This is a genomic window from Stappia sp. TSB10P1A (assembly GCF_900185725.1).
GTDB lineage: Bacteria > Pseudomonadota > Alphaproteobacteria > Rhizobiales > Stappiaceae > Stappia.
Genome location: NZ_FYAU01000051.1, coordinates 1 through 25,712 on the forward strand (window position 1 = coordinate 1; position 25,712 = coordinate 25,712).

The window sequence follows — 25,712 nt, forward strand, 5'->3', positions numbered from 1 at the left end:
GAAGTGAAACGCCCCAGCGCCAATGGTACTGCGTCTCAAGACGTGGGAGAGTCGGTCGCCGCCAGGCCCGCAAAGCGCAAAAAATCCCTACAAAACATAACAATATCATCGCGGGGTGGAGCAGCCCCGTTTCCACGGACCGCTGATGTCCGCTGATACGTCTCCGTTTGCCCTATTCGACAGCGTCACGCTCAAGCGTGGCGCTTTTTGCGTTTTCCAGGGCCTCTCGCTGGTGCTTTCGGAGCGCCGCATCGCGCTTGTCGGGCTCAATGGCTCGGGGAAGAGTTCGCTGTTGCGCATGCTCAACGGCCTGCTGCTGCCGAATGACGGTGCGGTCACGGTGTTCGGCCTCGACAGCCGCAAGGACCAGCGCAAGCTGCCGCGCCATGTCGGCATGGTGTTCCAGAATCCCGACCACCAGATGATCTTTCCCACCGTGCTGGAGGAACTGTCCTTCGCCCCGCGGCAACTGGGCGCGAGCCGCGCGGATGCGGACGCGCTGGCGCGGGACCTGCTGGCCAGGAACGGCTGCGCCGACTGGGCGGAACGGCCGGTGGCCCTGCTGTCCGAAGGGCAGAAGCAACTGGTCTGCCTGCTGGCGGTGAGCATCGCCTCTCCGCAATTGCTGCTGTGCGACGAGCCCTTCGCCGGCCTCGACCTGTCGCTGCGGCTGCATTTTTCCAGGCACATTGCCGCAAGTCCCTCGCATGTGGTCATGGTCAGTCACGATCTGGAGGCCATTGCCGATTTCGAGCGGGCGATCTGGCTGGAAAAGGGGGCGGTGATGGCGGACGGAGCCCCCCAAGACGTGCTGCCTCGATATCGCGCATTCGCCGCCTCGCGCGCCGCGCAGCTTACCGCGGCCGCCCTGTGATCTCGGCCTATCTGCCCGGAACCACGATCCTGCACCGGATCGGCGCCGGCTGGAAGCTGATCGGCCTGCTGGCGACCTCCATGCTGCTGCTGCCCGTGGGCTCGCCGGTCGTCCTTGCCGGCGCGCTGGTGCTGGTGCTGGCGGTCCTCGCCTCGCTCGGGGCGGGGGCGGCGACCGTCCTCCGTTCCTTGAAGCCGCTGGCCGCCGTCGTTGTTTTCATCCTTCTCCTGCATGCGCTCTTCGGAACTCTGGACGCCGGGATCGTGGTTGCCCTGCGGCTGGCATCCTTGCTGCTGCTGGCGACGCTGATCACCCTGACCACCCGGCTTGACGACATGCTGGACGCCTTGACGCCGGTGCTGCGCCCGGCGGCGTTTTTCGGCCTTTCGGAGCGGCGGCTGGCGCTGGCGATCGCGCTGTCCATCCGGTTCACGCCGATGCTGATCGACGTGATGCACCAGCTCAACGAGGCCTATCGGGCACGATCCGGCCGTAACGGCCATGTCAGACTTGTTGCGCCGCTTTGCCTGCATGCTCTAAATGCCGCCGACCACATTGCCGAGGCGCTGGCTGCCCGCGGCGGTGCCGACGGCTGCCCACCGGAGGGCGGCGCGCCGAAGAAGGACCGATCCGAGAATGACCGCTGACCGTTCGCTCGTGCATATCGCCATTCATGTCGCGGTGATCTCCGCTCTCGGCTATTACCTGCCGGCCTTTACCACCCCCCTCACCGGCAGCGTCCCGATCACCGTCCAGAGCATGGGAATCATGCTGGCGGGGGTGATGCTTGGCCCGGTTCGGGGGGCGCTGGCCGTGCTGCTGTTCCTGCTGATCGTCGCGCTCGGCATGCCGTTGCTGTCGGGCGGGCGCGGCGGCATCGGCGTGTTCCTGTTGCCATCGGTCGGGTTTCTTGTCGGTTTTCCCGTGGCGGCCTTCGTCTGCGGCCTGATGATGCAGGCCCTGAAGCATCGCCCGGTGTTTCCCGCCGCGCTGCTCGCCTCGTTCGTGGGCGGGATTGTGGTCCTCTACCCGTTCGGCATTCTCGGGATTTCGGTCGTCGCCCAGAAGCCGCTGTTCGAATCCGCGGTCGGCGCGCTTATCTATCTGCCGGGCGACATGCTGAAGTGTCTCGCCACGGCCTTTGTCGCCACCACGATCGACCGGGGACGACCGGATGCGATTTTCCCTCGGCAATAGCCCGGACGCCGCAGGGCGGTCCCATGTCGGGGCGACCCTGGACGCGCTGGCCGGCAAAGACCCCGACCGGGTGGCGGTGAGCGACGGCCGGGAGACGCTGACGCGATCGGAGCTTCTCCGCCGGGTGCAGGCCATGCAGGCCGGTCTTGCGTCGGCCAGGGCGCCGCAGCGCGTGCTGGTCGCGACCGCGGACGCGGTTCCCGCCCTTTGCCGTCTTCTGGCGGCGGCGCGCAGCGGCCGGGCCGCCGTTGTGGTCGACCCGGCACATCTGCAGCGCTACGGCGACGCCATCCGCGACACCTTGGCCCCCCTGATGCTGGAGTGGCCGGTCGCCCTGGAAAAAGATCGCCAGGGTAACGCCGGGGCCGGCGTGCCGGGCGAGCCATCGCCCCGGCCAGAGGCTCCGTTCTATATCGGCCTGACCTCCGGCTCGACAGGGCGCCCCAAGGCGTTCCAGCGGTCGCACCGGTCCTGGATCGAGAGCTTTCGGCTGGCGGGTGCGGCCTTCGCACTGGACGCGGACGAGCGGGTGTTCGTGCCGGGCGGGCTTGGGCATTCCCTGCATCTGTTCGGTGCGGCTCATGCCCTGCATCAGGGCTGGCGGGTGGACATTGCGCGCGGGTTTCAGCCCGCCGCCGTGATGCGGCGGATGCAGGCCGCCGGCAGCACGGTGCTGGTCGCGACGCCGACACAGTTGCGCCTGCTGGCGAGGGCGGGCGAGCGGGACGGTCTGCGCCTTGCCTGCCTGCGACGGATCCTGATCAGCGGCGCCAAGTGGCACGAACGCGACCGCGATCGCGTCGCCGCGGTCTTTCCGCAGGCCGAGTGCCACGAGTTCTACGGGACGTCCGAGACCAGTTTCATCAGTCATCGCGGCCCGGCGGATGCGTGCAGCGAGGGGGTTGGCCGTCCCTTTCCCGGTGTCGAGGTCGAGGTGCGCGGCGCCGGCGGGGACAGGCTTGCCGAGGGCATGGAGGGTGAGATCTGGGTGCGCAGCCCGCTGCTCTTCGATGGCTATGTCATGGGGGATGAACCCATGACGCGCAGCGCCGATGGCTGGCTGACCGTGGGCGACCGGGGGCATCTCGACAGCGCCGGACGGCTGCATCTTGCCGGGCGCGGCGGTCGCATGATCGTGACGTCCGGGCTCAACGTGTTTGCCGAGGAGATCGAGGCCGTGCTGATGGAGCATGCGGGCGTGCTGCAGGCCGCAGTGTTCGGCGTGGCGGACGGGTTGCGCGGCGCGCGGATCGTCGCGGCGCTGCAGGCCGGAGCGGAGGTCGATCCCGGCGCGCTCCGCCGTCATTGTCTTTTGCGGCTGGAGCGGGCCAAGGTTCCGCTCAGGTTCCATATCCTGGACGACTGGCCGCTGACGCCGGGCGGGAAATCCGATCTTCCGGCGATCGAGGCCGTGGTGTCGAAACGGGAGGAGGCCGCCGATGCCGGCGTTTCTCGTCGCCGCGAGACGTAGCGCCGTCGCCCCGATGGGCGGGGCGTTCGCCGCGCTGGAGGTCGACGCGCTCGCGGCGCCGGTGCTGCGCGCCTGCCTGTCGGACGCAGGGGAGCCGCAGGTGGATGAGGTGCTGGCCGGCAATGCGCTCTATGGCGGCGGCAATCCCGCCCGCCGCGCCGCGCTGCTGGCCGGCCTGCCGGAGACCGTCCCGGCGCTGACGCTCGATCGTCAATGCTGTTCGGGGCTCGATGCGATCCTCCTCGCCGCGCGCCTGGTGGAGGCGGGGGCCGCGAATAGCGTGCTGGCCGGCGGGTTCGAGAGTTATTCCCGCGCGCCTTTGCGCCTGCGGCGGCCGATTGCGGCAGGCGAAACGCCCGTTGCCTATGACCGGCCGCCCTTCACGCCCTGGCCCGACCGCGATCCCGACATGCCGGACGCGGCGGCGCGCCTTGCCGCCTTGCGGGCGATCGACGAGGACGCGCAAGCCGTTTTTTCCGTCGAGAGCCATGCCAGGGCGCAGGCCGCAGCCGACACGGGACGGTTCGCCGCCGAACTGGTGGAGATCGGCGGGCACTTGCGCGACAGCTACACCCGTCGCCTGACCCGCGAGACCTGCCGGCGGTCGCGCGTCCTTGCCGGAGAGCCGGGGTACCGGGTGCTCTCGGCGACGGCCGCCAGTTCGGCGGATGCCGCCGCCTTCGCGCTGGTCGTCTCGCACACCTGGCTTGAGAGCAGACCGTCGCTGCCGGCCTGCCGGATCCTTGCAGGCGCCGCCCTAGGGGGAGACCCCTGCCTGCCCGGCCTTGCGCCGGTCGCAGCGGCGCGAAAGCTGCTGTCCGCCAAGGCTGTCGATGCCGGGGGCCTTGCCGTCAGCGAGGTGATGGAGGCCTATGCGGTGCAGGCGATTGCCTGCATGACGGATCTCGGTCTCGATCCCGAACGGGTCAATCGCGGGGGAGGGGCGCTTGCCCGCGGCCATCCGATCGGCGCATCGGGAGCGATCCTTGCCGTGCGGCTGTTTCACGAGTTGCAGCGCGAGCCGCCGGGCAGTCTCGGGCTCGCCGCCATTGCGAGCGCCGGTGGCCTCGGCACGGCGCTCCTGTTGCAACGAATATAGGCGGCGCTGTCAGCGCGGCGGATACCAGTAGCGGGCGTTCTCGTCGCCGCGCTGGATCAGCACGAACTGGTTGGCGAACACCCGGTAGCCATGGCTCCAGTTGCCGTCGGGCCAGCGCACCCGTATGACGGCGCGCTCGGCAACGCCCAGGCCGACATGCACGAATCCGGCTTGTCCGGATGCATGGCCGCCGCCGATGCCTATCTCGCGGGTCAGACTGCGGGCGCCGACGCGAATGCTCAGCTTGGCGCCGACGGCGTTGCGATTGGCGCCGTCCTGCGACAGGGCGACGGCAATCCAGTTGCCCAGCGGTTTCGGACGCCGGCCTTCGTCCTCGCGTCCAAGGTTGCGGAACAGGCTGACGGGAGCTTCCCGATTGACGACGACGAGGTCGAGCAGGCCGTCCATGTTGAAATCGGCAAGGCCGGCGCCGCGTCCGCGGCGGTCGAGTGCGATCCCCGCGCGGTCGCCCTGCTCGACGAAGCGGCCGTTCCATTGCTGGATCAGCAGGTTGTCCGGGTCGAAGGCGGCGAAATCGGGCATCGCCTCGACATTGCCCTTGGCGATGAACAGGTCCTGGAGCGTGTCGTTGTTGACGTCCTGGAACTCCGCGTGCCAGCCGGTCGAGGGGCGCATGTCCTCGCCCGTATAGGGGCGGTGCGCCGTCACCCCACGTTCGAAGGCAATGTCCCGGTAGACGGGCAGCAGGTCGTCGCCCTCCTGGTCGATGGTCTGCAGCTTGGTGTCGCCCATGCTGGTGAGGGCATATTCGGGCAGGCCGTCGCCATCGAGGTCGGTGCTGGCGATCCCCATGCCCCAGATCTTCAGGTGGCGCCATCCATCGCTGCGGCGATAGGGGCGGGGCGGCCGGCCGGGAGGCAGCGCCCAGAGCTGTTCCTCGCCGCCGCGATAGTAGTGACGGTCGTTGGAAATGCGCAGCGCCGGTTCCCCGGAGCGATTCCAGTCGGTGAACAGCATCGACAGGCTGCAATAGCCGGGCGTGAGGACAAAGCTCTCGGAATAGTCCGGTGCCTCACCAGCGCGGGGACGGTGCAGGACGTTGTCGTCGCAGGTTCCCCAGGGCGAGCCGGGGGCGCTGCGGTCGACATAGTTGCCGAAGGCGAGGGTTGGGAAAGCCAGGTCCTTCTCGAACACCGCGGCAAAGCCGGTCGTCCAACCGCGGCCGCCATTGAACGAGAAGCGGCGATTGGCAGGCTCGAAGCGACAGTCGCCGATGCCGCGCAGCACCTGGTTCTCGCCGACCCTCAGCAGAACCAGATCCATTATCCCGTCATTGTCGATATCGAGCGGATAGGCTCCGGTGACATTTTCGAGCAGCCTTTCGGGAATGCCGGTCTCGACCGGCTCGAAGGCGAGCGGACCTCCCGTCGCGGACCTGTTCCGGTAGAGGACCGAAGGTGTGTCGCCGCCGGCAAGAAACAGGTCGGGGCGGCGGTCGCCGTCGCAGTCGAGGATCGCCGCGCCGCCGCCGACGAAATACTCCCAAGGGCCGGTATAGCTGTGGTCGATGCCGGCGGGTTTCGCCTCCTCGACAAAGACCGGCACGGGAGCGGGGGCCTCGTCGGCGAAGCCGGTCTGCGGTGCCTGGAGCCCGCCCAGCAGGGCGAGTGCAAGGGCCGCCCAAGCGGGGCGTAGCGCGGTGCCACGGCGCCTCATCGCGGAATCTCCAGGGTGCGCAGGAAGGCGATGATCGCCTGACGGTCGTCGTCGGCAAGGGCTTCATAGGCTTCGCGGGCCGGCCGGGCCGCGCCCGCATGCGCGCGGATCACCTCGTCCAGCGATGTCAGGTCGGCGCGATGACCATAGGGCGCCGTCGAGCCGACGCCCCACAGCTCGGCCGTCAGGAAGACATCCCGGTCGACGAAGCGCTGGCCCAGCAACTCGTTGCCCAGGGTCGGATCGCGGGCATCGGCGATCCGGTGGCGCTTCAGGTCGCCATAGAGCGGAACGAGGATGTTGCCCTCCGCATCCCGTGGCAGGGCCTTGACGAAGTCGAGCGCGGCAAGGTCAATCTCCAGCGGCGCCTCGACATCAGCCTCGCGCAGGGTTCCGGCCGTCTCGATCGGTCCCGGATCGCGGAACACCGCGGAGGCCAGCGGCAAGGCCGGGATATGGCAGGAAGTGCAGCCGATGTCGGCGAAGAGGTCCTCGCCGCGCTCGGAGGCCTGGCGCCAGGCATCCGGAAGATCGTCCTTGCGCGAGGGAGCGGGCAGGGTCGCCTGCCAGACGACCAGTGCGGTCACGTCGGCGGCGGAGATTTCGTCCTCGACCCCGTCCTCGTCGAAGTCGCGTGTGCCGGTCCATGTGGCGCCGAACCGCTCGACGGCCTGGATGCCGTGGTGATGGTTGAGCGCATTGACGGTGAACTGCCGCAGCGAGCCGAAGACGCCTTTCTGGGAGAACGGGCGCAGCACAAGGTCCGCGTCGATGCCGTCGATGGCGGAGACATCGAGGCCGCCGTCGGGATCGGCGGCGATCCGGCCGAAGGAGACGCCCTTGGCGACGAGGTCGGCGATCGCCGGCGCGCCAGTTCGCCGTGCCGTTGCAAGAGCCTCGTCGCGCTGGCGTTGCAGATCGGCGGTCATCTCGCGCGCCAGCAGTTCGATCAGGCCGGCGCCCTGCAGGGCGGGCGAGCCGCGCTCGTTGGAGAACTGCGGGTCGATCGTGTCGAAGTCGGCGCTTTCGAAACCCTCCGACACGAAGACATTGGCGGTGAAGGAGGCGCCGCCGCCGATCACGGGCTCGTGATGGCACGAGGCGCAGGCGCCGGCGTCGAGACCGGCAAGGCGCTGGAACCGCTGGGGCGGCGGGCGGCGGCGCTTGGTGGGAATGATGGCCTGGGTCGCCATCGGCCGGCCGGCGCCTTCCTCGACCAGAAACTGGCCGATGAACAGGCGCTCGCCGCGAGCGCGAAGGGCCTCGATGCGCTCCTGCATCGGCAGTCCCGCGACAGCTTCAAGATCGAGCGGGGTGCCGAGCACCCTCTCGCTCCAGGGCGGCAGATCGGACGCGCCCGCCGCCAGCGGAAAGGCGAGGGCTGCAAGAAGCGGGGCGGCAATACGTTTCCAGCACGGCATCCAGCCTATCCTCCCAGCATCTCCCTCTGATTGCCGTACCCCGTCTCGGAGAAGACCTCCGTATCGAGGGCGTGCAGCGCGCGGGCAACGGTGCCGCGAAGGATGAGATCTTCCTCCCAGGCAATGGCTTCGATCTCGACGCTGCCGCGCAGGTCGCTGACAAGCCCCTCCTCCAGGGCTGTGAGCGCCGCCGCTTCCATCAGCGGATAGGCGTCGGCTGCAGCTCCCGTGACGACGATGCGGCGAGGGTCGAGCGTGGCGATCACCCGTGCGAAGGCATAGCCGAGCGCTGTTCCGCCGGCATGAAAGGCCTCAAGCGTGCCGGGGTCGCCGGCGCGGGCGGCGGCGATCAACTCGCGGATCGTCTCCCGGCCGACCGGCAGGCAGGCTGGCGGCGTCTGCAGGTCGAGGCCTCTGGCATGGCGCAGCAGGGCGTAGTCGCCGAGATAGGCTTCCAGGCAGCCACGCCGGCCGCATCGACACAGCGCGCCTCCCGGAATGTGATTGGCATGGCCGATCTCCGCGGCCGCCCCGGTCTCGCCGACGAAGAGGCGGTCGTTGATGAACAGGCCCATGCCGACGCCGTAATCGACGAAGAGGACGGCGAACGTGCCGCCATAGCGCTGCGGGTCGCTGCGGTGCAGGGCCTCGGCGATCATGTTGGTGTCGTTGGACAGCAGGCAGGGTACGCCGAACGCCCGGGCGAGGGGGCCGACGATCTGGACATGGCGCACGGCGAAGGCCGGCGACCAGGCCACCGTGCCGGCGCTGTCGTCGACGACGCCTTGAGAGGCGAGGGCGATGAACGAGGGCGCCACCCCGCCGGTGCGGGCGATGAAGGCCCGCAGGCTGTCGATCAGGATTTCGCTGAAGCCATCGGCGGTCACGGAGGTGCTGTCGAAACCGGCGACATCGCGCCCGACGAGCCGGCCGGCGTAATCGGCGAGGGCCATCTCGATGGTGTTCACCGACAGCTTGACCGCCAGCACCCGCGCCGCCGGACCATGCAGCGCCAGAAGGCTGCGGGGACGGCCCCTTGCGCCCTTCTCGCGCTCGCGCTGGCAGTCGTCCTCGACGCCGGCGACGAGGCCTTCGGAGATCAGGTCGGAGGTGATCGAGGTGACTGTGGCCGGGCTGAGCCGGGTAATGCGTCCAAGATCTATGCGCGCCTGAGGTCCGTTGCGCCGAAGCGCCTGCAAGACAACCGAGCGGTTCTGGCGCCGTATCTGATCGCGGTCGGCCTTCTGCGTCATGCCCATACCAGACTGTTCGTTTCCACCCTGATGGGACATGTGTCCGGAACGCGCCTCGGCAGAAACCGCAATTCACGCCGGCCGGGTGTTTTTGTCATGATCCCGGAGCCTCATCGAGAAACCATGTTGACAGGGGCGGTCGTTTGGAGCAACTTTTTTTCGGACGTCGAAAAAAATAAAATTTCGTCGGCGAACCGGAACGCGACCCCATCGGCCGGGAGGCACAACGCCGGGGTGTTCGTGTCAGCTACAAGATCCTTCGTTCCGCATTTGGGAGGAGCGGGGATAAATCGGAGGAAACACATCATGAGCAGATTCTATCCGCTTCTCGCCGGAGCGCTCCTCATTTCGGTTGCGCTGCCGATGCAGGCGCAGGCGCAGGACATCACCGTCGGCGTGAGCTGGTCGAACTTCCAGGAAGAGCGCTGGAAGACCGATGAAGGGGCGATCAAGGCGGCGCTCGAGGCTGCCGGCGCGACCTATGTTTCCGCCGACGCCCAGTCCTCGTCCGCCAAGCAGCTCTCGGATGTCGAGGCGCTGATCGCGCAGGGCGTCGACGCGCTGATCATTCTCGCGCAGGATTCCCAGGCGATCGGCCCGGCCATCCAGGCGGCGGCCAACGAGGGCATTCCGGTGGTCGGCTATGACCGGCTGATCGAGGACGACCGCGCCTTCTATCTGACCTTCGACAATGTCGAGGTCGGCCGGATGCAGGCCCGCGAGGTCCTGAAGCAGGCGCCGGAAGGCAATTACGTGATGATCAAGGGCTCGCCGACCGATCCCAACGCGGACTTCCTGCGTGGCGGTCAGCAGGAGGTCCTGCAGGAGGCGATCGACGGCGGCAAGATCAAGATCGTCGGCGAAGCCTATACGGACGCCTGGCTGCCGGCCAATGCCCAGCGGAACATGGAGCAGATCCTCACCGCCAACAACAACAATGTGGATGCGGTCGTCGCCTCGAACGACGGAACCGCCGGCGGCGTCGTCGCGGCTCTCACCGCGCAGGGCATGGAAGGCATCCCCGTTTCCGGCCAGGATGGCGACCATGCGGCTCTCAACCGGGTGGCCAAGGGCACCCAGACCGTTTCGGTGTGGAAGGACGCGCGCGAACTCGGCAAGGCGGCCGGCGAGATCGCCGTGGCGCTCGCCAAGGGCGGCACGATGGACAGCATCGAGGGCGCCGGCAAGTGGACCTCGCCCAGCGGCACGGAACTGACCGCCCGCTTCCTGGCTCCGATCCCCGTCACCCGTGACAATCTGTCGGTGGTGGTCGATGCGGGCTGGATCACCAAGGATGCCCTTTGCCAGGGCGTCAGCGGCGGTCCGGCGCCCTGCAACTGAGCCTGAACCCAGAGCAGAGCAAGGCCCTGTCCCGATTCCGGTCGGGGCAGGGCGGGCCGAGGATGGCTGACATCCGGCCCCGAGGCGATGCGTGAGGCGCGCGCCTCCAAGCGGGAGCTTTTCTATGTCTGATACCGCAGTGTCCGGGCAGAAGGCGCCGGCGAACAGGTCATTTTTTTCCGCGCTGCAGATCGACACGCGCCTGCTCGGAATGATCGGCGCGTTCGTCGCCCTGTGCCTGGTGTTCAATGTGTTCACCGGCGGCAATTTCCTGACGCCGCGCAACATCTTCAACCTGACGATCCAGACGGTCTCCGTCGCCATCATGGCGACCGGCATGGTGTTCGTCATCGTCACCCGCCATATCGACCTGTCCGTCGGGTCGCTGCTGGCGACCGTGGCGGCGGTCATGGCCATCGTTCAGACCCAGATCCTGCCGGGGGTCTTCGGCTTGCAGCTCGGGCATCCGGCGATCTGGATCCTGGCGATCCTCGCCGGTGTGGTGGTCGGCACGGTGATCGGCGCCTTCCAGGGCGTTCTGATCGGCTATCTCGGCATTCCCGCCTTCATCGTCACGCTCGGCGGGTTGCTGGTCTGGCGCAATGCGGCCTGGTTCATCACCGACGGCCAGACGATCGGGCCGCTCGATGCGCGGTTCACGATGATCGGCGGCATCGGCGGCACGCTGGGGGTCACATGGTCGTGGATCTTCGCCGTGCTGGCGGTGGTCGCGGCGCTGGCGCTGCAGGTCTCCGCGCGGCGGCGCAAGCAGAAGCACGGCTTCCCGGTCAAGCCGATCTGGGCGGAGGCGGCGCTCGGCGCCATCGTCGCGGGCGCCATCGTCGGGTTCATTGCGATCCTCAACGCCTATCAGGTGCCCGCGCGGGTGCTGCAGCGCGATTTCGCCGCGCGCGGCCTGGAGGTGCCGGAGGGCTATACCGCAGGCTACGGGCTGCCTTATTCGGTGCTGCTGCTGATCGTCGTCGCCGTCTGCATGACGGTGGTGGCCCGGCGGACGCGGCTCGGGCGCTACATCTTCGCGGCGGGCGGCAACCCGGACGCGGCCGAGCTGTCGGGCATCAACACGCGCCTGCTGACGGTCAAGATCTTCGCGATCATGGGCGGGCTTTGCGCCCTGTCGGCGGCAGTGGCATCCGCCCGCCTCGGCTTTTCCACCAATGATATCGGCACGCTGGACGAATTGCGCGTGATCGCGGCTGCCGTGATCGGCGGCACGGCGCTGTCCGGCGGCATCGGCACCATCTATGGCGCCATTCTCGGTGCGCTGATCATGCAATCGCTGCAGTCCGGCATGGCGATGGTCGGCGTCGACGCACCGCTGCAGAACATCGTCGTCGGCGTTGTGCTGGTCGTGGCGGTGCTCGTCGATATCCTCTATCGCAAGCGGACGGGAGACTGAGCCATGGCAACGCCCCTCGTACAGATGAAGGACATCTGCATTTCCTTCGGCGGCGTGCATGCGGTCGATCATGTCGATGTCGACCTTTACCCGGGCGAAGTGGTCGGGTTGCTCGGCCACAACGGCGCCGGCAAGTCGACCCTGATCAAGGTCCTGTCGGGGGCCTACCGCGCCGACAGCGGCGAGATCCTGATCGACGGCAAACCGGCGACGATCAACAGTCCGCGGGACGCGCGCAACCTCAATATCGAGACGATCTATCAGACGCTGGCGCTGGCCGACAATCTGGACGCCGCCTCGAACCTGTTCCTCGGGCGCGAAATCGTGACCCCTCTCGGTTTCGTCGACGACGATGCGATGGAGGCCGAGACCCGCAAGATCCTCAGCCGGCTCAATCCGAACTTCCGCAAGTTCAAGGCGCCGGTGAAGGCCCTGTCCGGCGGGCAGCGGCAATCGGTGGCGATTGCCCGGGCGGTCTATTTCAACGCCCGGATCCTGATCATGGACGAGCCGACGGCGGCGCTTGGCGTCCATGAGACGCAGATGGTTTCCGACCTCATCAAGGAGCTCAAGAAGCAGGGGCTCGGCATCTTCCTCATCAGCCACGACATTCATGATGTGTTCGATCTGGCCGACAGGCTCGTGGTGATGAAGAACGGCAAGCTGGTCGGGAGCGCCCGCACGCAGGACGTCACCAAGGACGAGGTGCTGGGAATGATCATCCTCGGAAAATGTCCGGACGGCGCCGTTCCCGGCCCCGGCGCGTTCATGGATGCCTCCACCGCCGCGTGATGCGGTGCGGCAAGGCGGTTGGACGGCAGGCTTTTTCCGGTCGGGACTTCTCATCGGGAGCGAGTTCCCTTAGGCTTTGCGCATGAACGCGCCGCCGCCCGTTTCCGATGACATGGCCCTGTTTCTGGATTTCGACGGAACGCTTGTCGAGATTGCCAGGACACCCGGCGCGGTCGAGGCGAGCGGAGCGATGATCGCGTGTCTGGAAGGGATCGTCGCCCATCTCGGCGGCGCCCTGGCGATTGTCAGCGGCCGACCCATCCATGAGATCGACCACCATCTCGCGCCGTTGCGGCTTCCCTGCGCCGGTCTGCACGGACTTGAGACCCGGCTGCATCCGGACGACGAGATCGAACGCGCGCCGATCGGCCCGGAGATCGAGGCGCTGAAGGCAGCGCTTGCCGGCAGCGGGTTGCTCGGGCGCGGCGTTTCCATCGAGGACAAGGGCGCGGCCATCGCCGTTCACTACCGGATCGCCCCGGACTGCGAAGATGCGGTCGTGGAGGTGATGCAAGCGGCCGTCGCCGAGCTTCCCGACCTGCATCTCGTCCGCGGCAAGATGGTGGTGGAGGCCAAGCCCGCCTATCGCGACAAGGGCTGGGCGGTCGGAGCCTTCATGGATCTTGCTCCCTTTCGCGGGCGGACCCCGGTCTTCGTCGGCGATGACGTGACCGACGAGGACGGGATCCGCGCGGCCGAAGCCGTGGGCGGCTTCGGGGTGAAGGTGGGAACCGCCGAGAGCCTCGCCCGGTTTCGTGTCAGCGACGTGGCCGGTGTGCGCGACTGGCTGGCCCTCGGCCTTCCGGCAAAGGCACTGGCAAGGACACGATCTTCATGACGTTCGATCGCAAGGCTTCCCTCAATCTCGCGCTGGTCGGCAATTGCTCGATCACGGCACTGATCGACAGGATGGCGCGGGTGGTCTGGCTGTGCCTGCCACGGTTCGATGGTGATCCTGTCTTCCATGGGCTGCTCGGCACCTGCAGCGACGAAAGGGACGGCCTGTTCGCCATCGAACTGGAAAATGCCAGCCGCAGCGAGCAGTCCTATCTGGAAAACACCGCCATCGTGGTGACGCGGATCTTCGACGACGCCGGCAATGCCATCGAGATCACCGACTGCGCGCCGCGCTTCCAGACCAAGGGGCGGATGTTCCGTCCGACGGCGCTCGTCCGGCGGGTACGGCCGATCTCCGGCCATCCGAGAATTCGCGTCCGGTGCCGACCGCGCTTCGACTACGGCGCACGCGCGCCGGAGGTGACCTACGGCTCCAATCACATGCGCTTCGTCGACAACGGCCAGACCGTGCGCCTGACGACGAACGCCTCGATCACCTATGTGCGCGACGAGACGCCGTTTCTGCTGGACGGCCCTGTCTCCTTCTATTTCGGGCCCGACGAGAGCCTGACGCATCACCCCGAAACCCTGTGCCGGGAGTTCGAGGAAGAGACCGCATTGCATTGGCGGATGTGGACCCGCCGCCTCGGCCTGCCCCTCGACTATCAGGAGGCGGTGATCCGCGCCGCGATCACGCTGAAACTGTGCACCTATGAGGAAACCGGCGCGATCATCGCGGCGGTAACGACCTCGATTCCCGAAGCCGCCAACAGCGGGCGAACCTGGGATTACCGCTATTGCTGGCTGCGCGACGCGTTTTTCGTGGTGCGGGCTCTGAACTCGCTCTCCGAGATGGAGACGATGGAGAACTATCTCCGTTACATCAACAACATCGCCTCGATGACCGGTGGCGGTCACGTGCAGCCGCTCTACGGGATCGCGCTGGAGGAGCGGCTGATCGAGCGGACGGTCGATCTGCCTGGGTATCGGGGAATGGGGCCGGTCAGGGTCGGCAATCAGGCCTATGAGCATTTCCAGCACGACGTCTATGGCAACATCGTGCTTGGCGCCTCGCAGGCGTTTTTCGACAAGCGTCTCCTGCGGCAGCCCGGCGTCGACGATTTCGAACGGCTGGAGGTGATCGGCGAGCGTGCCTTTGCCATGCACGACCAGCCCGATGCCGGTCTGTGGGAGCTGCGCACGCGCGCCCGGGTCCATACCTCGTCCTCGCTGATGTGCTGGGCGGCGTGCGACCGGCTGGCCAAGATCGCCCGTCAGTTCGACCGGCAGGAACGGGCGCTGTTCTGGCAGGACCGCGCCGATACCATCCGCTCGGCGATCCTGTCGCGGGGATGGAATGCCGACACCAACGCTTTCGTCGAAAGCTTCGAGGGACGCGATCTGGACGCCAGCCTGCTGCTGATTGCCGAGGTCGGTTTCCTGCCGCCGCAGGATCCGCGTTTCATCGCGACAGTGGAACGCATCGGCGCGACCCTTCGCCGTGGCAAGCATCTCTTCCGCTATCACGCGGCCGACGATTTCGGCGCGCCGGAGAACGCCTTCAATATCTGCACCTTCTGGTACATCGACGCCCTGGCGCGGATCGGCCGCAAGGAGGAGGCCTGCGAGATCTACGAGACGATGCTGGCCTGCCGCAACCATGTCGGCCTGCTCTCGGAGGACACCGACCCGGCAACCGGTGAAATGTGGGGCAACTTTCCGCAAACCTATTCGATGGTCGGGATCATCAATTGCGCCACCCGGCTGTCCGCGGGGTGGGAGAGCCTCGTCTGACACGTGCGCCCGGGGCCCCCGCCAACGGGTTCCACGATCGATGACGGTGCTGTCCGGGCGCTTTCGCCGCTCGGCGCCGAGGCACTCGCCGCGCAACACCACGGAGAACCCAATGTCCAGACTCGTCGTCGTTTCCAACCGTGTCGGTCCGCTCAAGGATACCGGCCGGGCTGGCGGTCTGGCGGTGGCGCTGGTCGATGCCCTGAGCGAGACGGGGGGACTGTGGTTCGGCTGGAGCGGCGAGATCTCCGAGGAGGGAACCTTCGGCACCCTCAAAGAGGGCGGCGGCACGCGCAAGGTGGCGATGGCGACGGTCGACATGGCCCAGGCCGATTACGACGAGTTCTATGCCGGCTATGCCAATCGCACGCTCTGGCCGGTGCTGCATTATCGCCTCGACCTTGCGGTTTTCGACCGACGTTTCGAGGACGGCTATCGGCGGGTCAACGAGCGCTTCGCGACGCGTCTGCGTCCGCTGCTTCAGGCCGACGACATCATCTGGGTGCATGACTACCATTTCCTGCCCTTCGCGGCGGAGCTGCGGGCGATGGATATCGGCAATCCGATCGGGTTCTTCCTGCACATTCCCTTCCCGGCCCCGGAAATTCTGGCTGGCCTGCCCAACGCAGAAAGGCTGGTGCGGCGAATGCTGGCCTATGACGTGATCGGCTTCCAGACGCGAAGGGATGCTGCCAATTTCCGCCGCTTCGCGGTGGAAGAGCTTGGAGCCGTCGAACGTGACGGGGGCGCGCTGGAGGTCGGCGGCGGCACGGTGATCGCCCGCGCCTTTCCCATCGGCATCGATGCGGCCGGCTTTGCCCGGCAGGCGACGACGCCGGAAGCGCGGCGCAACACCGCGCGCATGGAGAAGCTGCTGGCGGGGCGCCAGCAGATCATCGGTGTCGACCGGATCGATTATTCCAAGGGCCTGCCGGAGCGGTTTCGCGCCTTCGGTCGCTTGCTTGAGGACTATCCAGAGAACCGGGGCAGGGTGAGCCTGATGCAGGTGGCGCCGCCGTCCCGCGCCGAACTGGACGCCTATGCGGAAATCCGCCGCGAGCTCGAGGAGTTGACGGGGAACATCAACGGGCGTTTCGCCGATGTCGACTGGACGCCGATCCGCTACATGACCCGGTCCTTCACCCGGCGGGCGCTCGCCGGGATCTATCGCGCGAGCCGCGTCGCGCTGGTGACGCCGCTGCGGGACGGCATGAACCTGGTGGCCAAGGAGTATGTCGCGGCGCAGCGGGCGGAGGATCCGGGCGTGGTGGTGCTGTCGCGCTTCGCGGGGGCGGCGGAGGACATGCCGGAGGCGCTGATCGTCAATCCGCATTCGGCGGAAGGGGTGGCATCGAGCCTGCAGACGGCGCTCAACATGCCGCTGGAGGAGCGCCGCTCGCGCTGGCAGGCGCTCTATGAGCGCATCTGCCAACACGATGCGGCGGCCTGGGCCGGCTCGTTCCTGGAGACCTTGCGCCGCCGTGCGACCATCTGACGGCGCAAGGCTTGACCGAAGCGGGAAAGGGGAGCGGGCCTGCCGCTCTCCCAGAACCCCTCGCGGATCAGGCCATCGTCACTCGGCCGCGTCGACCTTGATCACGCCGCGGCGGATCTGATCCTCCTCGATCGACTCGAACAGGGCACGGAAGTTGCCCTCGCCGAAGCCCTCGTCGCCCTTGCGCTGGATAAACTCGAAGAAGATCGGCCCGATGACGGTCTTGGAGAAGATCTGCAGCAGGATCTTGGTCATGCCGCCGTTCACCACGCCTTCACCGTCGATCAGGATGCCGTGCTTTTTCATCCGTTCGATCGGCTCGTCATGACCGTGCACACGGTCGCGCGACATCTCGTAATAGGTGTCGGGCGGGCCGGGCATGAATTTGAGGCCGTTGTCCGACAAGCGGTCGGTGGCGTCGTAGATATTGTCCGTGCCGACCGCGATGTGCTGGATGCCTTCGCCCTTGTACTTGCGCAGGTACTCGGCGATCTGGCTGGTCTCGTCCTTCGATTCGTTGAGCGGGATGCGGATCTTGCCGCAGGGCGAGGTGATCGCGCGGCTGACAAGGCCGGTGATGCGGCCGTCGATGTCGAAGAAGTGGATCTGCTTGAAGCCGAACAGGTCGCGGTAGAAGTCCCACCACTTGTCCATGTTGCCGCGATAGACATTGTGGGTCAGGTGGTCGAGATAGTAGAAGCCGACGCCTGCCGGGCGCGGATCGCGCTCGCCCAGCCACTCGAACTCGTCGTCATAGGCCGAGCCCTTGGCGCCATAGGTCTCGATGAAATAGAGCAGCGAGCCGCCGATGCCGACGATGGCCGGGACATTGAGCGCCTTGTCGTCGCCGAGATAGGGCATCGCGCCCTTGCTCACCGCATGCTCGAACGCATGACGGGCGTCGACCACACGCCAGGCCATCGAGGGGGCGCAGGGGCCGTGCTCCTCGACGAAGCGCATCGCGTGCGAGCTGGGCTCCGCATTCAGCACATAGGTGATGTCGCCCTGACGGTAGAGGGTGATCGCCTTGCTCTTGTGCCGGGCCACGGGCATGTAGCCCATGCGGCGGAACAGGGCGTCGAGCTTGTCCGGCTCGGGATGGGAAAATTCGACGAACTCGAAGCCGTCCGTGCCGGCCGGGTTGTTTTCGTCGATCCGGGCGGGCGGAGCGTCGTGCGGAAACGGTCCCATGTTGTCCTCCTCTGGAACACGGTCTTGCAAGCTTCGCACAGTATGCGGCCGGATTGATGCAAGGTGCGTGCATTTTGGGTGGCATATGATCTATCTATGCATGAAACATGCATGATAGCGATGGAGGTTGCACAGGTTGACGGATCTGGACTCTTTCGACATTCGCCTGCTCGCAAGCCTGCAGGACGATGCATCGGTCACCAACCAGCAACTGGGCGAGCGGATCGGCCTGTCGGCCTCGCAGGTCTCCCGGCGGCGGCAAAGGCTGGAAGAGGCGGGCGTCATCCGCCGCTACCGGGCCGATGTCGACGCGGCCGCGGTCGGCTTCAGCGTCGTTGCCTTCGTCGGCGTCGCACTCAATGCGCACAGCCGGCAGAACGCCCGCCGCTTTCGCGACCTGGTACGAGCTCTGCCGGAGGTCCAGGAGGCGCATGTGCTGACGGGCGACATGGACTACATGTTGAAGGTCGTGGTGGCGGATCTGGCCGCCCTCTCGCGTTTCATCAATGACGAGCTGCTGCCGCATGACGCGGTGCGCAATGTCCGCTCGTCCATCGCCATGGAGACTTTGAAGGACGACAATCGTCTGCCTTTCGCGTGACGGGCGAACTCCGCCGCTTGCGGCCGGCTCGGCGCCTTCCCATCTGCAGACAGGGCACGGCGATCCGCACGAAACTGCCCGAAGAGACCCGCTGACCGAGGAGTGAAGGCGACCATGTTCGATGCGCGCAAACTGCTGGAGGAGTTTCTGGGGCCGACGGCCGGAACTTCGGGAGGCGGGCAAGGCGGCGGCGGGCCGGACGACCTTCTTCGGCGCGGCCAGGAGTATCTGCGGTCCAACTCGGGCAGCCTTGCCCGCGGGGCACTGGCCGGCGGCCTCGCGGGGCTTCTGCTCGGTACCAAGGGCGGTCGCAAGCTCGGCAAGACGGCGCTGACCTATGGCGGCATGGCGCTGGTGGCGGGCCTCGCCTACAAGGCCTATCGCGACTATCGGGGAGAGGGCGCGACGCCGGCGCCGGTGCTGCCGCCGCCGGACGAGTCTCCGTTCTCGCCGACCAATCAGCCCGGCGGGGAGCAGGACTTCGCCCTGGTTCTGCTGACGGCGATGATCGCGGCGGCGAAAGCGGACGGGCATATCGATGCGGAGGAGCAGCGCAGGATCTTCGACAAGCTGGATACGCTGGCCCTCGACAGCGAGGCCAAGGCTTTCGTGATGGACGAGTTGCGGGCGCCGCTCGACATCGAGCGGGTGGTCAGGGGTGCGAGGAGCCCGGAGGCCGCGCTGGAGATCTATGCCGCTTCGCGGCTTGCCATCGATCCGGATCATCCGGCGGAGCGTGCCTATCTGCAGATGCTTGCCGCTCGCCTCGGACTGGAGCCTGGCCTTGCCGAAGAGGTCGACAGGGCCGTTGCGGAGGTGAACGGCGCGTCCTGACACGGCCGGCGTCTTCTTCTCTCCCGGGTGGGTGTTCCCGCCTTGCCTTCGCTTGCGGCAGCGGGCATCGTTCCGCTCCACGGGGCTAGGCAGGGAGGAACCATGCGCGACCTGGGGGAATGGGACTACGTGGTCGTCGGCGCGGGGTCGGCCGGATGTGTGCTGGCAAACCGCCTTTCGGCCGATCCGCAGGTCAAGGTCCTGCTGCTGGAAGCTGGCGGCAAGGACGATTACGTCTGGATCCACATTCCCGTCGGCTATCTCTACTGCATGGGCAATCCCCGGACCGACTGGGGCTTCAAGACCGCGCCGGAGCCCGGCCTCAACGGCCGTTCGCTCGCCTATCCGCGCGGCCGCGTGCTCGGCGGCTGCTCGGCAATCAACGGCATGATCTACATGCGCGGCCAGGCGCGCGACTATGACGGCTGGCGCCAGATGGGGCTGGAGGGCTGGGGCTGGGACGATGTCCTGCCGCTGTTCCGGCGTGCCGAGGACCATTATCAACTGTCCGACGACATGCATGGCCGGGGCGGCGAATGCCGGGTCGAGGAGCAGCGCCTGTCCTGGGCGATTCTCGATGCGGTGCGCGATGCCTGCGAGGAAGTCGGCATTCCGAAGATCGACGACTTCAACCGGGGAGACAATTTCGGCTCCTCCTACTTTCAGGTGACGCAGCGCGGCGGCATCCGCTGGACGGCGGCAAAGGGATTTCTCAAGCCCGTGGCCGACCGGCAGAACCTGCGGATCGTCACGGGCGCGCAGGTGACCCGGCTGGTGACCTCCGACGGGCGGGTGAGCGGTGTCGAGCTCACTGTCGACGGCACTCCGGCGCATGCCCGCGTTGCGGGCGAGCTGGTGCTGTCGGCCGGGGCCATCGGGTCACCGCAGATCCTCGAACTCTCCGGCATCGGCGATCCGGACGTGCTTGCCCGCCAGGGCATCAATGTGATCGCCGAAAGCCGTCAGGTGGGCAACAACCTGCAAGATCATCTGCAGATCCGCACGATCTTCAAGGTCAGCGGGGCGGTCACGCTGAACCAGCTCGCCTCCAGCCTGTTCGGCAAGGCGAGGATCGCGATGCAATACGCGCTGTCGCGTTCCGGGCCGATGTCGATGGCCCCGTCGCAGCTCGGCGTGTTTGCCCGTTCCGATCCGTCTTTCGAGACTGCGAACATCGAGTATCACGTGCAGCCGCTGTCGCTGGACAGGTTCGGTGAGCCGCTGCACCCCTTCCCGGCGATCACCTTGAGCGTGTGCAATCTGCGCCCCGAAAGCCGGGGCAGCGTGCATGTTGCAAGCCGGGATCCGCTGGCACATCCCGAGATCCGCCCGAACTACCTGTCCACGGCCGGCGATCGCAAGGTTGCTGCCGACAGCATCCGGCTGACGCGGCGTATCATGGCGACGGATGCCATGGCCCGGTTCTCGCCTGTCGAGCATCTGCCGGGTCCGCTGGTGCGCAGCGACGAGGACCTGGCGCGGGCGGCGGGCGATATCGGCACGACGATCTTCCATCCGGTCGGCACCTGCCGGATGGGCGCGGATGAGGCGTCGGTCGTCGATGGGCGGTTGCGGTTGCGGGCCGTTGCCGGCGTTCGCGTTGCCGATGCCTCCGTCATGCCGGCGATCACCTCGGGCAACACGGCGGTGCCGACGATGATGATCGCCGAGAAGGCGGCGGAGATGATCCGCGCGGACCGGCGCGCCTGAGCCTCGACGTTCTGGCCTGTTGCCCCGCGTCCGTGGAGGGGGCGGTGTCGATGGTTCGCTTGCGCTGCAGGAGCAGAGCCAAGCCTCAAACGCAAAGACCCCGACGATGCCCTATCGCCAGGGTCTTTTGCGCGGGGGCGAGATCTGCTCTCGCCCCCGTGTGCGGCTGCTTCAGACGATGCTGCCGAGCTTCATGGCGACGCCCATGTCGCCGGCAACCTTGATCTTGCCGGTCATGAAGGCGGTGGTCGGATTGAGGTTGCCGGCAAGCAGCTCGGCGAGATTGGCCTGCGAGATCGAGATCGTGCAATCGGCGTCCTTGTCCTCGTTGGAGACGCTCGCCCCCTCCACATAAATCACCCCGGCATCGCCGCAGTTGAACTTCACGCTGTCGGAAATGCCGCCGCCGGCCACCTTGCCGCGAATGGTCTGCGTCAGTTCGTCCATCGTCATGCTGTATCCTCCTGTCGACGGTTCGTCCGGTGCCTGCACACAAGCATGACGCTTACGTAATCGTCAAGATGTAACGAGAGACTGGAACCTCTCCGCTGCCGCCGAGCGGTCCGATCGTTCAGTGGTTGTCGCGCGGCAGCCCCTTGGTGGCGGCGATGTCACGATAATTGACGGCCGGCTTCAGGACCATGCCCCTGTCGAACTGGTCGACGATGCCGCGCTGGATCTCCTGCCAGGGGGTCTGGTGCTCGGGAAAGGCAAAGCCGCCAGATGCGGCAAGCTCCGCCCGTCGCCGCTCCAGTTCCGTCTCGTCGATGAGGATATCGGCGGTGCATTTGCGCAGGTCGATGCGCACGCGGTCGCCGGTTTTCAGCAACGCGAGGCCGCCGCCGGCCGCCGCTTCCGGCGAGGCATTGAGGATCGAGGCCGAACCGGAGGTGCCCGATTGCCGCCCGTCGCCGATGCAGGGCATCGCGTGGATGCCGCGCTTGATGAGGGCTGCGGGCGGCTGCATGTTCACCACCTCGGCGCCGCCCGGATAGCCGATCGGGCCGGTGCCGCGGATGAACAGCAGGCAATGCTCGTCGATCTGAAGGTCCGGATCGTCGATGCGGCGGTGATAGTCCTCGGGTCCCTCGAAGACGATGGCGCGGCCCTCAAAGGCGTCGGGGTCGTCGGGATTGGAGAGATAGCGGTCGCGGAACTCCTTCGAGATCACGCTGGTCTTCATGATCGCGCTGTCGAAGAGGTTGCCCTTCAGGTTCAGGAAGCCCGCCTTGTCGATCAGCGGATCGCTTACCGGCCGGATGACCCGCGTATCGAGGTTCTCCGCCTCACGGCAGTTGTCGCCGAGGCTCTTGCCGTTGACGGTCAGCGTCTGCGGGTGTGGCAGGCGGTTCGCCTTCATCAACTCGCCGATGACCGCCGGCACGCCGCCGGCATGGTGATAATCCTCGCCGAGATACTCGCCGGCCGGCTGCATGTTGACGATCAGCGGAACGTCGTGGCCGAGCCGCTGCCAGTCGTCATTGTCGAGCGGCACGCCGAGATGCCGGGCAATGGCGTTCAGGTGGATCGGCGCGTTGGTCGAGCCGCCGATGGCCGAGTTGACGACGATGGCGTTCTCGAAGGCTTCGCGGGTCATGATGTCGGCGGGCTTCAGGTCCTCCCAGACCATGTCGACGATCCTGAGGCCCGTCTGGTAGGCGAGTTGTGCGCGCTCGCGATAGGTGGCGGGAATGGCCGCCCCGCCGGGAAGCTGCATGCCGAGGGCCTCGGCCAGCGAGTTCATCGTCGTCGCCGTGCCCATCGTGTTGCAGTAGCCGACGGAGGGGGCCGAGGAGGCGACGAGGTCCATGAAGCCGGCATAGTCGATCTCGCCGGCCGCCAGCATCTCTCGCGCTTTCCAGACGATGGTGCCGGAGCCGGTCCGCTCGCCCCGGTGCCAGCCATTGAGCATCGGCCCGACCGACAGCGCGATGGCCGGAATGTTGACGGTCGCCGCGGCCATCAGGCAGGCGGGCGTGGTCTTGTCGCAGCCGATGGTCAGTACCACGCCGTCGATCGGATAGCCGTAAAGCAGTTCCACCAGGCCGAGATAGGCGAGGTTGCGGTCGAGCGAGGCGGTCGGCCGCTTGCCGGTCTCCTGGATCGGGTGAACTGGAAACTCGAAACAGATGCCGCCGGCCTCGCGGATGCCCTCGCGCACCCGCTTGGCCAGTTCGATGTGGTGGCGGTTGCAGGGCGACAGGTCGGATCCCGTCTGGGCAATTCCGATGATCGGCTTGCCGGACTGCAATTCCTCCCGCGTCAGCCCGTAGTTCAGGTAGCGCTCGATATAGAGCGCCGTCATGCCCGGATCGTCCGGATTGTCGAACCAGGCGCGGGAACGAAGGGTCTTGGGATCTCTGGTTCTCATGCCGGTCTCCGGTGGCGTGTGGCTACCTATTTGTAATACAATAATCGCCGGATCAATGCCGAGCCCGATGTTTTCAGCCGTCTTTCGCCCGCCAGCGGCGCAACAGCGCGGCATTGGTCACCACCGAGACCGAGGACAGGGCCATCGCCGCACCGGCCAGCGCCGGCGTGAGCAGGCCGAACGCTGCCAGCGGAATGCCGACGACATTGTAGATGAAGGCCCAGAACAGGTTCTGGCGGATCTTGCGAACCGTGGCACGCGAGATGTCGATGGCGTCGGCGACGAGATCCGGGCGGGCGCGCATCAAGGTGACGCCGGCGGTTTCCATCGCCACTTCCGTGCCGCTGCCCATGGCGATGCCGACGCTGGCTGCGGCAAGGGCGGGGGCGTCGTTGACACCGTCGCCGACCATGGCGACGGTGCGGCCCTTGCCCGTCAGTTCGGCGACCGTCTCGGCCTTGCCTTCGGGAGCCACGCCGGCAATGACCCGGGCGATACCGGCTTCCGCCGCGACCGCTTTTGCAACGGCTTCCGTGTCGCCGGTGAGCATCACCGTTTCGATCTTCATGTCGGCGAGCCGGCGCAGCGCGGTCGGCGTCTCGGCACGCAGGGTGTCGGCCATGGCGATCACGCCGACCGCCCGGCCGGCAACGGCAATGCCGGCGCAGGTCTTTCCCTGGGCCTCGAACTCCCGGAAGATCTGCTGCACGAGGAAGGTGTCGACCGCGTGGGTCTCGAGCAGCCGGCGATTGCCGATGAGGACCTGTTCGCCGGCAATGTCTGCGACGATTCCCTGGCCCGCGATGGCGCGGAACTGTCCGGGACGCGCAAGCTGGAGGCCGCGCTCGCGGGCGGCCGCGACGATGGCCCCGGCCAAAGGATGCTCGCTCGGCAACTGGGCGCTGGCGGCGATCAGCAGCAGTCGATCCGGATTGCCGTCGAAGGGGCGAATGTCGGTGACGGCCGGAGTGCCGCGGGTCAGGGTTCCGGTCTTGTCGAAGACGACGGTGTCGACGGAGTGCGCGGTCTCCAGCGCCTCGATGTCGCGGATCAGGATGCCGGCGCGGGCCGCCGCTCCGGTGCCGGCGACCAGCGCCGTCGGCGTGGCAAGGCCGAGCGCGCAGGGGCATGCGATCACAAGAACCGCCACGGTGGCGCCGATGGTTGCGTCAAGCCCCGCGCCCGAGAACCACCAGGCGGCGAAGGTTGCGAGCGCCACGACGACGACGATCGGCACGAACACCGCCGACACCTGGTCCACCAGCTTCTGGACGGGGGCCTTGGAGCTCTGCGCGTTCTCGACGAGGCGAATGATCGCCGCGAGTTTGCTGTCGCCGGCGACGGCGGTCACTTCCACGGTGAGCGCGCCGGACCCGTTGATCGTGCCGCCGATCACCTGGTCGCCGGGCGTCTTCGCCACCGGCAGGCTTTCACCGGTCAGCAACGCCTCGTCCACCTCGCTTGCTCCCTCGCGGACCGTCCCGTCGACAGGCACGCGTTCCCCCGGGCGCACGAGGATGGTGTCGCCGGGAAACAGGCTCTCGACGGCAACGGTTTCGATGTCCTGGCCGGAAACAAGATGGGCGACCTGGGGCTTCAGCTCGCTCAAAGCACGGATGGCGGCGGTGGTCGTGCGCTTGGCGCGCATCTCCAGCAGCTTGCCGAACAGGATCAGGGTCAGGATGACCGCCGAGGCCTCGAAATAGAGATGGCCGGGTTCCTGCGGCCAGGCCAGCACGGTCAGGATCAGGCTGTAGCCATAGGCGGCTGTGGTGCCCAGAACCACCAGGACGTCCATATTCGCACCGCCGCCGGCAAGGGCTTTCCACGCCCCGACATAGAAGCGGCGGCCGACAAGGACCTGCACAAAACCGGCCAGGATCGCCTGAGCCCAGGCCGGTGGCATCAGCATCATGCCGAAGGGGGCTGCCGCCATCGAGGCGACCATGGGGGCGGACATCAGCGCGGAGAAGACCAGAAGCAGCAGGGTGCGCCGTTCGTCGCGGCGGGTGCGGGCGTCGGTCTCGTCCTGCCGGCGCTTCTCGTCCTGCCAGCCGGTCGAGCGCTCGCTGGCTGAATAGCCCGTCGCCTCGATGGCGGAGACGATGTCGCCGGTGGACACGCTGCCATCCGTCTCGATCACCGCGGTTTCGAGCGGCAGGTTGACCGAGGCGCGCAGGATGCCGGGCTTGCGCCGCAGCACCTTCTCGACGCGCGCGGAGCAGGCGGCGCAGGTCATGCCGCCGATGTCGAGATGGACAAGGGCACGGGCGTCGGTCGCCGGCGCGGCGGCCATCGGGGCGATGTCGGGGGCGGCCTGGGTCATCCGCGTGT

The 25,712-nt window shown here is 67.1% G+C and carries 21 protein-coding genes; 14 read left to right on the forward strand and 7 right to left on the reverse strand.

Annotated elements, in window-relative coordinates; all coding sequences use genetic code 11:
- The first annotated feature begins 145 nt into the window (after nucleotides 1-145).
- From TSB10P1A_RS22755 to TSB10P1A_RS22775, 5 genes are read left to right on the forward strand one after another with little or no spacing between them, the layout of a single operon-like run.
- On the forward strand, nucleotides 146-874 hold the full coding sequence (locus TSB10P1A_RS22755; RefSeq protein ID WP_186390258.1) for an energy-coupling factor ABC transporter ATP-binding protein: 729 nt from the start codon (nucleotides 146-148) through the stop codon (nucleotides 872-874).
- On the forward strand, nucleotides 871-1,521 hold the full coding sequence (locus TSB10P1A_RS22760; protein ID WP_186390259.1) for a CbiQ family ECF transporter T component: 651 nt from the start codon (nucleotides 871-873) through the stop codon (nucleotides 1,519-1,521). Before TSB10P1A_RS22755 ends, TSB10P1A_RS22760 begins: the two co-directional genes overlap by 4 nt.
- Nucleotides 1,511-2,071: a biotin transporter BioY gene (locus tag TSB10P1A_RS22765; RefSeq protein WP_186390260.1), complete on the forward strand. Its 561-nt coding sequence runs from the start codon at nucleotides 1,511-1,513 to the stop codon at nucleotides 2,069-2,071. The genes TSB10P1A_RS22760 and TSB10P1A_RS22765 overlap by 11 nt, the downstream gene beginning before the upstream one ends.
- On the forward strand, nucleotides 2,049-3,542 hold the full coding sequence (locus TSB10P1A_RS22770; protein WP_186390261.1) for an AMP-binding protein: 1,494 nt from the start codon (nucleotides 2,049-2,051) through the stop codon (nucleotides 3,540-3,542). The genes TSB10P1A_RS22765 and TSB10P1A_RS22770 overlap by 23 nt, the downstream gene beginning before the upstream one ends.
- A complete protein-coding gene (locus tag TSB10P1A_RS22775) occupies nucleotides 3,511-4,641 on the forward strand; it encodes a thiolase family protein (protein ID WP_186390262.1) in 1,131 nt (376 codons plus the stop codon). Before TSB10P1A_RS22770 ends, TSB10P1A_RS22775 begins: the two co-directional genes overlap by 32 nt.
- Nucleotides 4,642-4,650: 9 nt before the next feature.
- Here TSB10P1A_RS22775 and TSB10P1A_RS22780 read toward each other — a convergent pair whose 3' ends face one another.
- From TSB10P1A_RS22780 to TSB10P1A_RS22790, 3 genes are read right to left on the reverse strand one after another with little or no spacing between them, the layout of a single operon-like run.
- A complete protein-coding gene (locus TSB10P1A_RS22780; protein WP_186390263.1) occupies nucleotides 4,651-6,318 on the reverse strand; it encodes a CRTAC1 family protein in 1,668 nt (555 codons plus the stop codon).
- A complete protein-coding gene (locus TSB10P1A_RS22785; RefSeq protein ID WP_186390264.1) occupies nucleotides 6,315-7,739 on the reverse strand; it encodes a di-heme oxidoredictase family protein in 1,425 nt (474 codons plus the stop codon). Before TSB10P1A_RS22785 ends, TSB10P1A_RS22780 begins: the two co-directional genes overlap by 4 nt.
- A gap of 5 nt (nucleotides 7,740-7,744) precedes the next feature.
- A complete protein-coding gene (locus TSB10P1A_RS22790; protein ID WP_186390265.1) occupies nucleotides 7,745-8,992 on the reverse strand; it encodes an ROK family transcriptional regulator in 1,248 nt (415 codons plus the stop codon).
- A 306-nt stretch (nucleotides 8,993-9,298) separates the two neighbouring features.
- Between TSB10P1A_RS22790 and xylF the strand changes: the two genes are divergently transcribed.
- The 6 genes from xylF to TSB10P1A_RS22820 all read left to right on the forward strand — a co-directional run bounded on the left by xylF (nucleotide 9,299) and on the right by TSB10P1A_RS22820 (nucleotide 16,671).
- Nucleotides 9,299-10,333 (forward strand): D-xylose ABC transporter substrate-binding protein, encoded by a 1,035-nt coding sequence (gene xylF, locus TSB10P1A_RS22795; protein ID WP_186390266.1) that lies wholly within the window; start codon nucleotides 9,299-9,301, stop codon nucleotides 10,331-10,333.
- Nucleotides 10,334-10,457: 124 nt separating this feature from the next.
- The gene (locus TSB10P1A_RS22800; protein ID WP_186390267.1) at nucleotides 10,458-11,753 is read left to right on the forward strand and encodes a sugar ABC transporter permease; all 1,296 of its coding nucleotides are present in this window, start codon (nucleotides 10,458-10,460) and stop codon (nucleotides 11,751-11,753) included.
- Nucleotides 11,754-11,756: 3 nt separating this feature from the next.
- The gene (locus TSB10P1A_RS22805; protein ID WP_208984408.1) at nucleotides 11,757-12,545 is read left to right on the forward strand and encodes an ATP-binding cassette domain-containing protein; all 789 of its coding nucleotides are present in this window, start codon (nucleotides 11,757-11,759) and stop codon (nucleotides 12,543-12,545) included.
- An 82-nt stretch (nucleotides 12,546-12,627) separates the two neighbouring features.
- Nucleotides 12,628-13,383 carry a trehalose-phosphatase gene (otsB, locus tag TSB10P1A_RS22810; RefSeq protein ID WP_186390268.1) on the forward strand — a complete coding sequence of 252 codons (756 nt, stop codon included), beginning with the start codon at nucleotides 12,628-12,630 and terminating at the stop codon, nucleotides 13,381-13,383.
- Nucleotides 13,380-15,176 (forward strand): glycoside hydrolase family 15 protein, encoded by a 1,797-nt coding sequence (locus tag TSB10P1A_RS22815; protein WP_186390269.1) that lies wholly within the window; start codon nucleotides 13,380-13,382, stop codon nucleotides 15,174-15,176. The genes otsB and TSB10P1A_RS22815 overlap by 4 nt, the downstream gene beginning before the upstream one ends.
- 112 nt (nucleotides 15,177-15,288) lie before the next feature.
- Nucleotides 15,289-16,671, forward strand: a complete 1,383-nt coding sequence (locus tag TSB10P1A_RS22820; protein ID WP_186390270.1) for a trehalose-6-phosphate synthase — start codon at nucleotides 15,289-15,291, stop codon at nucleotides 16,669-16,671.
- A gap of 78 nt (nucleotides 16,672-16,749) precedes the next feature.
- On the opposite strand, the gene hppD is transcribed toward TSB10P1A_RS22820, so the two are convergent.
- On the reverse strand, nucleotides 16,750-17,862 hold the full coding sequence (gene hppD, locus TSB10P1A_RS22825; protein ID WP_186390271.1) for a 4-hydroxyphenylpyruvate dioxygenase: 1,113 nt from the start codon (nucleotides 17,860-17,862) through the stop codon (nucleotides 16,750-16,752).
- A 136-nt stretch (nucleotides 17,863-17,998) separates the two neighbouring features.
- Between hppD and TSB10P1A_RS22830 the strand changes: the two genes are divergently transcribed.
- From TSB10P1A_RS22830 to TSB10P1A_RS22840, 3 genes are all read left to right on the forward strand, one after another.
- Nucleotides 17,999-18,463, forward strand: coding sequence for an Lrp/AsnC family transcriptional regulator (locus TSB10P1A_RS22830; protein WP_186390272.1), 465 nt, complete (start codon nucleotides 17,999-18,001; stop codon nucleotides 18,461-18,463).
- A gap of 114 nt (nucleotides 18,464-18,577) precedes the next feature.
- Nucleotides 18,578-19,297 carry a tellurite resistance TerB family protein gene (locus TSB10P1A_RS22835; protein WP_186390273.1) on the forward strand — a complete coding sequence of 240 codons (720 nt, stop codon included), beginning with the start codon at nucleotides 18,578-18,580 and terminating at the stop codon, nucleotides 19,295-19,297.
- Between the two features lie 102 nt (nucleotides 19,298-19,399).
- Entirely contained in the window at nucleotides 19,400-21,007 is a 1,608-nt protein-coding gene (locus tag TSB10P1A_RS22840) for a GMC family oxidoreductase (protein ID WP_186390274.1), read from the forward strand.
- A gap of 171 nt (nucleotides 21,008-21,178) precedes the next feature.
- On the opposite strand, the gene TSB10P1A_RS22845 is transcribed toward TSB10P1A_RS22840, so the two are convergent.
- The 3 genes from TSB10P1A_RS22845 to TSB10P1A_RS22855 form a co-directional block, all read right to left on the reverse strand.
- Nucleotides 21,179-21,460, reverse strand: a complete 282-nt coding sequence (locus TSB10P1A_RS22845) for an SCP2 sterol-binding domain-containing protein (RefSeq protein ID WP_186390275.1) — start codon at nucleotides 21,458-21,460, stop codon at nucleotides 21,179-21,181.
- A gap of 118 nt (nucleotides 21,461-21,578) precedes the next feature.
- Nucleotides 21,579-23,378, reverse strand: a complete 1,800-nt coding sequence (locus TSB10P1A_RS22850) for an IlvD/Edd family dehydratase (protein WP_186390276.1) — start codon at nucleotides 23,376-23,378, stop codon at nucleotides 21,579-21,581.
- Between the two features lie 73 nt (nucleotides 23,379-23,451).
- Entirely contained in the window at nucleotides 23,452-25,704 is a 2,253-nt protein-coding gene (locus TSB10P1A_RS22855) for a cation-translocating P-type ATPase (RefSeq protein WP_244293222.1), read from the reverse strand.
- Nucleotides 25,705-25,712: the final 8 nt, after the last annotated feature.